Annotated in this window: 12 protein-coding genes and 1 pseudogene; all 13 read left to right on the top strand. The window is 69.9% G+C overall.

Annotation, left to right across the window (positions count from 1 at the left end):
- Positions 1-323: 323 nt before the first annotated feature.
- Entirely contained in the window at positions 324-1,394 is a 1,071-nt protein-coding gene (paaA, locus tag K228_RS0114075) for a 1,2-phenylacetyl-CoA epoxidase subunit PaaA (protein WP_025619013.1), read from the top strand.
- Positions 1,391-1,711 carry a 1,2-phenylacetyl-CoA epoxidase subunit PaaB gene (gene paaB, locus K228_RS0114070; RefSeq protein ID WP_018720785.1) on the top strand — a complete coding sequence of 107 codons (321 nt, stop codon included), beginning with the start codon at positions 1,391-1,393 and terminating at the stop codon, positions 1,709-1,711. The genes paaA and paaB overlap by 4 nt, the downstream gene beginning before the upstream one ends.
- On the top strand, positions 1,708-2,502 hold the full coding sequence (gene paaC, locus K228_RS0114065) for a 1,2-phenylacetyl-CoA epoxidase subunit PaaC (protein WP_025619012.1): 795 nt from the start codon (positions 1,708-1,710) through the stop codon (positions 2,500-2,502). Before paaB ends, paaC begins: the two co-directional genes overlap by 4 nt.
- On the top strand, positions 2,499-2,975 hold the full coding sequence (gene paaD / locus K228_RS0114060) for a 1,2-phenylacetyl-CoA epoxidase subunit PaaD (protein ID WP_025619011.1): 477 nt from the start codon (positions 2,499-2,501) through the stop codon (positions 2,973-2,975). The genes paaC and paaD overlap by 4 nt, the downstream gene beginning before the upstream one ends.
- Positions 2,972-4,081, top strand: coding sequence for a 1,2-phenylacetyl-CoA epoxidase subunit PaaE (gene paaE / locus K228_RS0114055; RefSeq protein ID WP_025619010.1), 1,110 nt, complete (start codon positions 2,972-2,974; stop codon positions 4,079-4,081). The genes paaD and paaE overlap by 4 nt, the downstream gene beginning before the upstream one ends.
- Before the next feature lie 126 nt (positions 4,082-4,207).
- Complete coding sequence (gene mqnC / locus K228_RS0114050) at positions 4,208-5,398, top strand: cyclic dehypoxanthinyl futalosine synthase (RefSeq protein ID WP_025619009.1); 1,191 nt, start codon at positions 4,208-4,210, stop codon at positions 5,396-5,398.
- Positions 5,399-5,728: 330 nt separating this feature from the next.
- Positions 5,729-6,983: pseudogene (locus K228_RS25630) on the top strand (cell wall anchor protein).
- A gap of 126 nt (positions 6,984-7,109) precedes the next feature.
- Positions 7,110-7,817, top strand: a complete 708-nt coding sequence (locus tag K228_RS0114035; protein ID WP_025619008.1) for a demethylmenaquinone methyltransferase — start codon at positions 7,110-7,112, stop codon at positions 7,815-7,817.
- 207 nt (positions 7,818-8,024) lie between these two features.
- On the top strand, positions 8,025-9,296 hold the full coding sequence (locus K228_RS0114030; protein ID WP_025619007.1) for a geranylgeranyl reductase family protein: 1,272 nt from the start codon (positions 8,025-8,027) through the stop codon (positions 9,294-9,296).
- Positions 9,297-9,407: 111 nt separating this feature from the next.
- Positions 9,408-9,773, top strand: a complete 366-nt coding sequence (locus K228_RS0114025) for an NADH-quinone oxidoreductase subunit A (RefSeq protein ID WP_025619006.1) — start codon at positions 9,408-9,410, stop codon at positions 9,771-9,773.
- Positions 9,774-9,787: 14 nt separating this feature from the next.
- Entirely contained in the window at positions 9,788-10,468 is a 681-nt protein-coding gene (locus tag K228_RS0114020; RefSeq protein WP_025619005.1) for a NuoB/complex I 20 kDa subunit family protein, read from the top strand.
- Positions 10,469-10,511: 43 nt separating this feature from the next.
- The gene (locus tag K228_RS0114015; RefSeq protein WP_025619004.1) at positions 10,512-11,249 is read left to right on the top strand and encodes an NADH-quinone oxidoreductase subunit C; all 738 of its coding nucleotides are present in this window, start codon (positions 10,512-10,514) and stop codon (positions 11,247-11,249) included.
- A gap of 96 nt (positions 11,250-11,345) precedes the next feature.
- Entirely contained in the window at positions 11,346-12,671 is a 1,326-nt protein-coding gene (locus K228_RS0114010; protein ID WP_025619003.1) for an NADH-quinone oxidoreductase subunit D, read from the top strand.
- Positions 12,672-12,678 lie beyond the last annotated feature (7 nt).

Here is a 12,678-nt window from a genome sequence, read left to right as displayed (position 1 = left end):
GGGCCAGGGGGCCGGCTCGCAAGACCGGGGAGGGATCGGCGCGGTCGAGGCAGGGGTGGCCTCGGCTACGTAACGATCGCCGGCAGCAGGTCGGTGTGACCGCGGGAAGTCTACGTCTGGATCCGCGCCGCGCCGAGACTCGTTCCCGGCGAAGGCGTGTCATAAATGGCGGGAGTTGCGGATGGTGCGCGCTTTATGAACCTATTTAGGGCTTGATTGTGACTCGGCTCATAGTGCTGTCGGTGGGGTTGGGTGGCTGACCCTTGGCCGGAAACCTGTTACACCCCCTAGAGATTGACGTGCTGAGCTGTAACACTTGGGGCATGTATGGGAATGACTTCCCCGCCGACGACACCTCCGGCGGCCTACTCGGCGAGGTCGAGGCGGCCGAGACGGCGCTGCGGGAGGCAGCCGAGCGTGGGCGGCACGGTGCCGTCGGTGCGGATCCGGCCGCCTACTTCGCCGAGGTCATCGCCGCTGACCAGAAGGTCGAGCCGCGGGACTGGATGCCGGAGGCGTACCGCGCGACCCTGATTCGCCAGATCGCGCAGCATGCCCACTCCGAGATCATCGGGATGCAGCCGGAGGGCAACTGGATCACTCGTGCCCCCTCCCTCAAGCGCAAGGCGATCCTGCTCGCCAAAGTGCAGGACGAGGCCGGCCACGGCCTCTACCTCTACGCCGCCGCGGAGACCCTCGGGGTCAGCCGGGACGAGCTGGTTGACCTGCTGCTGTCGGGCCGGCAAAAGTACAGTTCGATCTTCAACTACCCGACCCTCAGCTGGGCCGACATGGGCACGATCGGATGGCTGGTGGACGGCGCGGCGATCGTCAACCAGGTGCCCCTGTGTCGCTGCTCGTACGGGCCGTACGCGCGGGCGATGATCCGGATCTGCAAGGAGGAGTCGTTCCACCAACGGCAGGGGTACGAGATCCTCTACACCCTCGCCCACGGCACCCCGGCCCAGCGGGAGATGGCTCAGGAATCGGTGAACCGCTGGTGGTACCCATCGCTGGCGATGTTCGGCCCGCCGGACACCGACTCCACCCACTCCGCCCAGTCGATGGCCTGGAAGATCAAGCGCTTCTCCAACGACGAGCTGCGCCAGCGGTTCGTGGACATGTGCGTGGGTCAGGCCGAGGTGCTCGGCCTCACTCTCCCCGACCCGGCGCTGCGCTGGAACGACGAGCGCGGTGCCTACGACTTCACCCAGCCCGACTACGCGGAGCTGATGCGGGTGATCAAGGGGGCGGGTCCGTGTAACCGGCAGCGGATGGAGCACCGCCGTCGGGCGCATCGGGAGGGTGCCTGGGTCCGGGCCGCCGCCGCCGCGTACGCGGCCAAGCAGGCCAACAAGAAGGAACAGGCGAGTAAGAAGGAGAAGGTGGCGTGAGCGAGTACAGCGAGCCGACCGGCCAGCCGGGTGGGGCTCCGCCGGCGCCGCTCTGGGAGGTCTTCGTCCGGGCCCGGCGTGGGCTGGCGCACACCCATGTCGGCAGCCTGCACGCCGCCGACGCCGAGCTGGCTCTGCGCAACGCCCGGGACCTCTACACCCGGCGACAGGAGGGGGTGTCGATCTGGGTGCTGCCGGCCGCCGCCATCACCGCGTCGAGCCCGGATGAGAAGGACGCCTTCTTTGACCCGGCGGCGGACAAGGTCTATCGGCACCCGACCTTCTACGAGGTGCCGGAGGGGGCTGCTCACCTGTGACCGCGCAAGCCGAACAGACCGCGCCGGGAGCCATGCCGGCGACGACGCTGACCGTGCCGGGGGCCGTCACCCACCGCTTCGACTTCGTCCTGGGCCTCGCCGACGACGCGCTCGTCGCGGCCCAGCGGCTGGCCCAGTGGTGCACCCGTGGGCCGGAGATGGAAGAGGACATCGCCCTGTCCAACATCGCCCTCGACCAGCTCGGGGCGGCACGCCTGCTGCTGACCTACGCGGGCGAGGTGGAAGGAGCCGGGCGGGACGAGGACGCGTTGGCGTACCGGCGCGACGACCGGGAGTTCCGCAACTGCCTCCTGGTCGAGCTGCCCAATGGTGACTTCGCGCTGACCATGGCGAAGCTGCTCTTTCTGGCGGCGTACCAGGTGCCGCTCTACACCGCGCTGGCCGGCTGCGGCGACGAGCGGCTGGCCGCGATCGGGGCGAAGGCGCGCAAGGAGTCGGCCTACCACCTGGATCACGCCTCGTTGTGGGTGCGGCGGCTCGGCGACGGCACCGACGAGTCGCATCGCCGGATGCAGGCGGCGGTTGACGAGGTCTGGCCGTACACGCACGAACTCCTCGCCCCGGACCCGACCGCGCCGGTCGATCCGGCCACCCTGCGCGTCGACTTCGACTCAGTCGTCTCCGGCGTGCTCGCCGAGGCCACGTTGACGGTGCCCGAGACCGCCTGGAAGCCGGACGGCGGCCGGAGCGGCGTGCACACCGAGCACCTGTCGTACCTGCTCGCCGAGCTGCAGGTGCTGCACCGAGCTCATCCCGGAGCGTCCTGGTGACGACCGCCCGGGCTGCGGTGGCCGCGGTGGTGGACCCCGAGATCCGGGTGATCACCATCGCGGAGCTCGGCATTCTGCGGTCGGTTGACGAGGAACCGGGCACCGGTCGGGTGGTGGTCACCATCACCCCCACCTACACTGGTTGCCCGGCGATGGACGTGATCCGGGCCGACATCCGTCAGGCGCTCGTCGCCGCCGGCCACCCTCAGGCCGAGGTCCGTACCGTCTACACGCCGCCGTGGAGCACCGACTGGATCACCGAGGCGGGGCGGGCCAAACTCGCCCGTGCCGGCATCGCCCCACCCGCTCCGGTCCGCCCCACCGGCCCGGTGCCGCTGACCCTGACGGTCCGCTGCCCGTGGTGTGGATCCCCGGAGACCGAGCAGATCAGCCGCTTCGGTTCGACCGCGTGTAAGGCTTTACGACGCTGCCGATCCTGTACCGAACCCTTCGACCACCTGAAGGCACTGTGACTGTCACGATCACCCGGCCGACCCGTCGTCGGCCGGTCTTCCACCCGCTGCCCGTGGCCACCGTCGACCGGCTCACCGCTGATGCGGTGGCCGTCACCTTCGCCGTACCGGACGAGCTGCGCGCGACCTTCGCGTTCACCCCCGGCCAGCACCTGACCGTGCGCCGGAGGACGGAGCAGGGCGAGGAGGTGCGGCGCTCGTACTCGATCTGTTCGACGCCCCAGGACCTGGCCGAGCGGGGGTTGCTGCGGATCGGGGTCCGGGAGATCCCCGGCGGTGCCTTCTCCACGTATGCCTGTGCGGCCCTACGTGGCGGTGACACCGTCGAGGTGCTGCCGCCGCTCGGCCACTTCACCACCGCGCTGCGGCCGGACCGGGTGCGCGCCTACGCGGCGGTGGCCGCCGGCTCCGGTATCACCCCGGTGCTCTCCCTGGTCGCCACGGCCCTGGCCGTCGAACCCGCCAGCACCTTCACCCTGGTCTACGGCAACCGCTCGGCGAGCACCGTGATGTTCGCCGAGGAACTCGCCGACCTGAAGGACCGCTACCCGACCCGGCTGCACCTGGTCCACGTGCTCTCCCGCGAGCAGGGCGAGTCCCCCCTGCTCTCCGGCCGCATCGACGCCGAGCGGCTGGGCCGGCTACTCGACACGATCGTGCCGGCCGAGGCGATCGAGGAGTGGTTCCTCTGCGGCCCGTACCGGATGGTGACGGACGCCCAGCGGGTCCTGACCGCCCGGGGCGTCCCGGAGGCCGCGGTGCACGCCGAGCTCTTCCACGTGGATGCGCCCCCGGAGCCGGTCCGCCGCCCCGAGCACCAGCCGGAGGCGGGTACCGAGGTCACGATCATCCTCGACGGGCGTTCGTCAACGGTGACCATGGACCGGGCGGATCGGGTGCTGGACGCGGCGCTGCGGGTTCGCGCGGAGCTGCCGTACGCGTGTAAGGGGGGCGTCTGTTCGACCTGCCGGGCGAAGGTCGTGGCCGGTGCGGTGACGATGGCCCGCAACTATGCGCTGGAGCCGGACGAGCTGGCAGCGGGTTACGTTCTCACCTGCCAGTCCAGCCCGACCACCGATCGACTCACGGTTGACTACGATGCCTGAGCCCGCGGGGCGGTGCCGGCCGCGATTGGTCGGCCACCCGGGCGGCGGCGGGTCAACGGCCGGAGAGCTCACACCGCCGGTGGCCGCTCGTCACCGGTCGGGCCGGGGCGACGTAGGCTCGGGAGCGTGACGGTGAGCCGGGAGATCAACGACATCCTGCAGCGCGGCGCGGACGGCGGGCGGATCACGCCTGAGGAGGCCCTGCTGCTCTACACCGAAGCGCCCTTGCACGCGCTGGGTGAGGCGGCCGACGCGGTACGGCGGCGGTGGTACCCGGACAACATCGTCACGTACCTGATCGACCGCAACATCAATTACACGAACGTCTGTGTGACGGCGTGCCGGTTCTGCGCCTTCTACCGCGCGCCCAAGCACCGGGAGGGCTGGACCCACCCGACGGAGGAGATCCTGCGCCGCTGCGGCGAGGCCGTCGAGTTGGGCGCCACCCAGGTGATGCTTCAGGGTGGGCATCATCCCGACTACGGGGTGGAGTACTACGAGGAGCTCTTCTCCTCGGTGAAGCGGGCCTACCCGCAGCTCGCCATCCACTCGATCGGCCCGAGCGAGATCCTGCACATGGCGAAGGTGTCCGGGGTGGGGCTGACCGAGGCCATCACCCGGATCAAGGCGGCCGGCCTGGACTCGATCGCGGGCGCCGGCGCCGAGATGCTGCCGGCCCGGCCGCGGAAGGCGATCGCGCCGCTGAAGGAGTCCGGTGAGCGCTGGCTCGAGGTGATGGAGCTCGCCCACCAGCAGGGCATCGAGTCGACCGCGACGATGATGATGGGTACCGGGGAGACCGCCACCGAGCGGATCGAGCACCTCCGGATGATCCGCGACGTGCAGGACCGGACGCGGGGCTTCCGGGCCTTCATCCCGTGGACCTACCAGCCGGAGAACAACCACCTCAAGGGTCGGACCCAGGCCACCACCCTGGAGTACCTGCGGCTGGTGGCAGTGTCCCGGCTCTTCTTCGAGACCGTGCCACACCTCCAGGCGTCGTGGCTCACCACCGGCAAGGATGTCGGTCAGCTCGCGCTGCACATGGGGGTTGACGATCTGGGCTCGATCATGCTGGAGGAGAACGTCATCTCCTCGGCCGGAGCGCGGCACCGTTCGAACCTGCACGACCTGATCGGGATGATCCGGTCAGCGGACCGGATCCCCGCCCAGCGGGACACCCACTACCGGCGACTCGCCGTGCACCGCACTCCCGCCGAGGACCCGCGGGATGACCGGGTGGTGTCGCACTTCTCGTCGATCGCCCTGCCGGGCGGCGGCGCCGGGAAGACGCTGCCACTGGTTGACGCCGGGTGATCTACCCGGCCTTTCGGTAGCGACGCTAGTGTGAGGCTGGACGGCTCGAGGGTGTGGGCCGAAGGTATTGACTTCGGTGGCCTGTTCGTCGATGTGATGGTCCACGTTGTGGATGACAACCCCCGCTAATCCGGACAATCCCCGGGCTTGGCTGCGAGGGCAACGTTCGCACGCCCACGCGGCGGGCTAGCCAGGGTGATCATCGCCCGCTAGTGTCCCGGCCCGGTGCTTCGGGTCCGGGCGAGCCTGCCCGGGCCGCCCCACCCCGATCGAGGGGTGGTGGGCCTCCGCTCGTTTCGAAACTCGTGTCCCTAACCCTCGGGGGGATCGATGATGTTGCTCCACCGTCCGTCGCTGGCCCGGGCCGGGGCGGTCGCCCTGTTCGTCGCGGCCGGCAGCATCGGTGTCCGCTCCGGCGCACGCCGCTGACCAGGCCGACCTGGCATTGATTCCGCTCAGTTACGAGCTGGCCAAGGGTGTCGAGGAGGCCAGAGCCAAGCCTTTCAAGGTCCAGATCAACAACACCCGCAGCGCGGCCGACGCGAAGTCCGTGCGGGTGACCGTCGAGACGGCGCACCTGAAGGAACGCAAGGTCGGCGTGGTCGTGCCGGCGGGCTGCGAGGCCACCGGGACCACCTTCAGCTGCCTCCTCGGTGACCTGCCCGCCGGCACCAGCGAGGACTTCGGTATCCCCCTCTTCTCCCTCGGCAAGCGCGGTGATGCTGGTCACCTGGCCATCGCCGTGACCTCGGCCACCGCCGACCCGGTCCCGGGGGACAACGAGATCGAGCACGACATCACCGTCGTCAAGCCCGGCTACGACCTCACCAGCTGGGTGCAGGACGTCTACGCCGACGTGGAGGTCGACGGCGACGACAGCGGTGAGCCGGCACGGACGCCGGTACGGCCGGGTGAGACCGCGCCACTGGATTGGGCCGTCTACAACCACGGCAGCCGCTCGGCCACCGGTATCGCGTACGGGATCACCCTGCCGGCCGGCGTTACCTTCGCCGAAGTGCCGGCGGGCTGTGAAGAGTCGGGTCTCGATGGCCTGGTGCAGGTGCACTGCGCCGATTCTGGTGCGGTGCTGGACCCCGGCGAGTTCTACACCGCGCCGGTGCGGGTGCGGGTGGGCGCCGACGTGACCGAGCCGGTGCTCCGCCCGGGCAGCCTCTACTCGGTGGGTCTCGACCTCGCCTCCGGCGCGGCGGCGGCGACGCCGCGAACCGCCTCCGACCAGCAGCGGCGGATCTTCGCGGAGACCGACCCCGGCGATGACTCGGCCCAGTTCGACGTCTTCGTCAACCTCTCCGCGCCGAGCCCCACGCCCACCGGTTCGCCGAGCCCGACCGCCACGGCTACCCCGACCGCCACGGCAACCCCGACCGCCACAGCTACCCCGACCGCCACGGATACCCCGACCGGCTCCGGTGGTGGCGGCGGCCTGCCGGTCACCGGGGTGCAGGTCGGCCTGATCGGTGGCGTTGGTGCGGTCGTGCTGCTGGCCGGCGCTGCGCTGCTGCTGCTCTCACGGCGACGGAAGGTTGTCCTGGTGAGCCCGGAGTCGGAGCGGGACGCCGACTGACAGCCGGTGTCGACGAGGGCGGGGCGGGCCGACGGCCACCCCGCCCTCGTGGTGTGGGGGTGCGGCGTGGATGGCCTGGCAGGGGGCCCTCCCGGGGGGAGGTGCGACGGCTGGCACAGTGGAGGGGTGAGTACGTCGCAGGGCCAGCGCGCCAGCCTGGACAAGCAGCCGCACGAGGTCGCCACGATGTTCGACGGCGTGGCCGCCCGCTATGACCTGGCGAACACCGTTCTCTCCTTCGGGCAGGACCGGTCCTGGCGGCGGGCGACCCGGGCCGCGCTGGACCTGCGGCCCGGCGAGCGGGTGTTGGACGTGGGTGCCGGCACCGGTGTCTCGACCGGGGAGCTCGCCCGATCGGGGGCGTACGCGGTCGGCGCCGACCTCTCCCTGGGCATGTTGGCCGCGGGCCGGCGGACCCGCCCCGAACTGCCCCTGTTGGCCGGGGACGCGCTGCGGTTGCCCTTCGCCGACGCCAGCTTCGACGCGGTGACCATCTCCTTCGCGCTGCGCAACGTGCAGGACACGGACGCGGCGCTGCGCGAGCTGGCCCGGGTCACGAAGCCCGGTGGCCGGCTGGTGGTCTGCGAGTTCAGCACCCCGGTCAACCCCGTCTTTCGCACGGTCTACCTGTCGTATCTGATGCGGTCGCTGCCGGCGGTGGCGCGGTCGGTGGCGAGCAGCCCGGATGCGTACGTCTACCTGGCGGAGTCGATCCGCGCGTGGCCGGATCAGGCGGCGCTGGCGGAGCAGATCGGGTCGGCGGGCTGGCAGCGGGTGGCCTGGCGCAATCTGACCGGCGGCATCGTCGCGCTGCACCGTGCCCTCCGGCCGTGAGGGCGGCGCCCGTGCCTCGGGTCAGCAGGGCCCGCCGCAACGGCGATTCGTGCCGAAGCAGGGGGCTACGTCGGCTCTGCCGCCGCTGACCGGCGGCTTTCGCGCAAGTTAGGTACCCCTAATATGCAGCCGCTACCTGGCCGGTCATAGACTCCGTACCGTCTGGCTTGTGAACGTTTTCACGAGCGTGCGGGAGGGGAGGTGCGGATGACCACGGAGAACGATGCCGAGGTGATCGTCGTGGGCGCGGGCCCCGGTGGTTCGGCGACCGCGTACCACCTGGCCCAGCACGGCGTCCGAGTGCTGCTGCTGGAGAAGACCGAGTTCCCGCGGGAGAAGGTCTGCGGCGACGGGTTGACCCCGCGCGCCGTGCGCCAGCTGGTGCGGATGGGCGTGGACACCTCGGCCGAGGCGGGCTGGGTGCGCAACCGTGGCCTGCGGGTCGTCGGCGGTGGCCTCCGACTCGAGCTGGACTGGCCCGACCTGGCCAGCTTCCCCAACTACGGCCTGGTGCGTCCCCGGATGGACTTCGACGAACTGCTCGCCCAGCGTGCCGTCGCCGCCGGTGCCGAGCTGCGCACCGCAGTCGAGGTCACCGCCCCGGTGTTCGACCGTGCCGGCCGAGTGGTCGGGGTTGAGGCGGTGGTCGGCCCGGAGCAGGAACCGGCCACCTTCCGGGCGCCCCTCGTGGTCGCCGCGGACGGTGTCTCCGGCCGTTTCCCGCTCGCCCTCGGTCTGGCCAAGCGGGATGACCGACCGCTCGGCGTGGCGGTCCGGCGGTACTACCGCTGCCCGGCCAAGCACGACGACAACTACCTCGAGTCCTGGCTGGAGCTGCGCCGTAAGGGCAGTGACGCGCTCCTGCCCGGCTACGGCTGGATCTTCGGGCTGGGTGACGGCCGGGTGAACGTCGGGCTCGGCGTGTTGAACTCCTCCTCCGCCTTCGGCAAGACGAACTACCGGCGGCTGCTCACCGACTGGCTCGCCAACACCCCCGAGGAGTGGGGGATCGCCGACGAGGCCAACGCCGAGGGGTCGATCCTCGGTGCGGCGCTGCCGATGGGCTTCAACCGGGTGCCCCACTACTCGCGCGGAACGCTGCTCGTCGGTGACTCCGGCGGCATGGTCAACCCGTTCAACGGCGAGGGCATCGCGTACGCGATGGAGTCGGGGGAGCTGGCCGCAGAGGTCGCGGTGCAGGCACTCGCCCGGTCGGCCGGCGTCGAGCGGGAGCGGGCGTTGATGGCGTACCCGGCGGAGCTGAAGGCCCGGTTCGGCGGCTACTACCGGCTCGGCGGGATCTTCGTGAAGCTGATCGGTCGCCCCGAGATCATGCGGGCTGCCACGAAGTACGGCCTGCCGCACCCGATGTTGATGCGCTTCGTGCTCAAGTTGTTGGCCAACCTGACCGACCCGCGCGACGGGGACGCGATGGACCGGGTCATCAACGCGATGACGAAGGCGGCGCCAGCTGTGTGACGCGGTCTGGATCGCGGTGTGTTTTGACCCCGCCGGCAATCGCCGGTCGGGATGTGAATAGTGTGATATTTGTCCAGCATCGAGGGCAGGGAAGGACGAGCAGGAGAAACGATGTCGCTCTCGCCTTACATACCGATCATCGGGTTGTTCGCCCTCGCCGCGGCGTTCGCGCTGTTCTCCGTGGCAGCCGCCCGCCTCGCCGGCCCACGCCGCTACAACCGGGCCAAGCTCGAGGCGTATGAGTGTGGAATCGAGCCGAGCCCACAGCCGGTCGGCGGTGGCCGGTTTCCGATTAAGTTCTACCTGACGGCGATGCTCTTTATCGTCTTCGACATCGAGATCATCTTCCTCCTCCCCTGGGCTGTCTCGTTCGATGCCCTGCCGATCTTCGGCCTCGTGGAGATGGTCCTGTTCATCGTCGCGGTCCTCGTCGCGTACGCCTACGTGTGGCGGCGCGGCGGCCTGGACTGGGACTGAGGAAGGAGCCGTAGATGGGTATCGAGGAGAAGCTCCCCGCCGGTGTCCTGCTCACCTCGGTGGAGAAGTTTGTCAACTGGTCGCGTAAGTCGTCGGTCTGGGGGGCCACCTTCGGCCTCGCCTGCTGCGCCATCGAGATGATGGCGGCCGGCGGCCCGCACTACGACATGGGCCGTTGGGGCATGGAGGTCTTCCGGGCCTCACCCCGGCAGGCGGACCTGATGATTGTTGCCGGGCGGGTGAGCCAGAAGATGGCCCCGGTGCTCCGGCAGATCTACGACCAGATGGCCGAGCCCCGCTGGGTGCTGTCGATGGGCGTCTGCGCCAGCAGCGGAGGCATGTTCAACAACTACGCGATCGTCCAGGGCGTGGACCACGTCGTGCCGGTGGACATGTACCTGCCCGGCTGCCCGCCGCGGCCGGAGATGCTCATCGACGCGGTCCTCAAGCTCCGCGAGAAGATCATGCATGAGCCTCTTGGTCCGAACGGCCGCAAGATGCTGGAGGCCCGTAAGGCGCGCGGTGACGTGCCGGTCGTGCCCTACGGCTCGATGCCGTCGTCGTACCGCAGCGACAAGGCCCGCCGCGCCGAGTGGACGCAGGCTGTCCGCGAGGGCCGCGAGGAGCAGCTGCGGATTGAGAACTGGATGAAGGCCCAGCCCCACCTGCAGCAGTACGAGGGGTTGAAGAAGTGACTGAGCTTGCGAGCCCCGCGGTCGTGAACGGAGGGCCGGTGACATGAGCGCACCCCAGGACAGGACGGACGACGGCGGCGTGCCAGTACCGGTGACCCCGGCCGGGGCCACCGGCGGCGCTCCGGCCGAGCTGCCCCCGTCGAGCCCCGCCGGGCGTGGGATGTTCGGCGACCAGGGCACCGGCGATGTCTCCGGCTACGGCGGGCTGGTCCGCCCGCAGCGGTCGATCGAGGCGGCCACGCGGCCGTACGGCGGCTACTTCGACGAGGTCGCCGACGCGCTGGAGGAGGCGTACCCGGCCTTCGGCGAGGCGATCGAGAAGGTCGTGGTCGACCGGGGTGAGCTGACCCTGCACATCCGCCCGGAGCGGATCGCCGAGGTCTGCCAGGTGATGCGGGACGACCTTTCGCTCCGGTTCGAGCTCCTCTCGTCAGTGTCCGGGGTGGACTACCTCGGCGCCGACGCCCGCCGGCTGCACGTGGTCTACCAGCTGACCTCGATGACCTACCGGCGTCAGGTTCGGCTGGAGGCGGCGGTCTCCGCCGAGGAGCCGCACCTGCCCAGCGTGACCAGCGTCTACCCGACCGCCGACTGGCAGGAGCGGGAGGCGTACGACATGTTCGGCGTCATCTTCGACGGCCACCCCGGCCTGACCCGGATCCTTATGCCGGACGACTGGGAGGGCCACCCGCAGCGTAAGGACTATCCGCTGGGTGGTGTGCCGGTCGAGTACAAGGGCGCCGAAATCCCGCCGCCGGACCGCCGGAGGTCGTACCAGTGAGTGAGCTTGCGAACCCGGTCGCGAACGGAGGGCAGGGACGGTGAGCGCGAGGAGTGAGCTTGCGAGCCCCGCAGTCGGGAACGGAGGGCAGGTAGCGTGAGCGCGTCCAACTACGCCACGGAGCGGGAGACCGCCGAGGGCAAGGTCTTTACCGTCACCGGCGGGGACTGGGATGTCGTCCTCTCCGGCACTGACCCGATCAACGACGAGCGGATCGTCGTCAACATGGGTCCGCAGCACCCGTCTACGCACGGGGTGCTCCGGCTGGTCCTGGAGCTGGAGGGCGAGACGGTCCGTGAGCTCCGCTCGGTCGTCGGTTACCTGCACACCGGCATCGAGAAGAACATGGAGTTCCGGAACTGGGTCCAGGGCTCGGCCTTTGTGACCCGGATGGACTATCTCGCCCCGCTGTTCAACGAGACGGCGTACTCGCTGGCGGTGGAGAAGCTGCTCGGCATCGAGGAGCAGATCACCGAGCGGGCGACCGTCATCCGGGTCCTGATGATGGAGCTCAACCGGATCTCCTCGCACCTGGTCTGGGTGGCCACCACGGCCATGGAGCTGGGCGCGATCAACATGATGCTCTACGGCTTCCGGGAGCGGGAGTACGTCCTGGAGATCTTCGAGCTGATCACCGGGCTGCGGATGAACCACGCCTACGTCCGCCCGGGTGGGGTGGCGCAGGATGTGCCGGACGAGGCGATCGCCAAGATCCGTGACTTCTTGAAGCTGATGCCGAAGAAGCTCGCGGAGTACGAGAAGATGCTCTCCGGTCAGCCGATCTGGTTGGAGCGGACGCAGAACGTCGGGGTGCTCGACGCGACCGGCTGCCTCGCGATGGGTGTGACCGGCCCGGTGCTGCGCTCCGCCGGCCTCGCCTGGGACCTGCGCAAGACGATGCCGTACTGCGGCTACGAGACGTACGAGTTCGACGTGCCGACCCACACCGACGGTGACGTCTGGGGCCGGTATCTGGTCCGGCTCGCCGAGATTCGGGAGTCGTTGAAGCTCGTCGAGCAGGCGGTGGACCGGCTTCGGCCGGGCCCGGTGATGGTGGCGGATCGGAAGATCGCCTGGCCGGCGCAGCTCGCCATCGGGGTCGACGGCATGGGCAACTCGCTGGAGCACGTGGCAAAGATCATGGGGCAGTCGATGGAGTCGCTGATCCATCACTTCAAGCTCGTCACCGAGGGCTTCCGGGTTCCGCCCGGCCAGGTGTACGTGGGCATCGAGGCACCCCGGGGTGAGCTTGGTGTGCACGCGGTCTCCGACGGTGGGACCCGGCCGTACCGGGTGCACTACCGGGAACCGAGCTTCGTCAACCTCCAGGCCCTGCCGGCGATGGCCGAGGGCGGCCTGATCGCGGACGTGATCGCCGGTGGCGCCTCGTTGGACCCGGTGATGGGTGGGTGTGACCGGTGAGTGACGC

It is taken from the genome of Salinispora cortesiana, from assembly GCF_000484695.1.
Taxonomy (GTDB): domain Bacteria; phylum Actinomycetota; class Actinomycetes; order Mycobacteriales; family Micromonosporaceae; genus Micromonospora; species Micromonospora cortesiana.
Note: the sequence above shows the minus strand (reverse complement) of the source record. Positions and strands in the feature narration are given on the sequence as shown.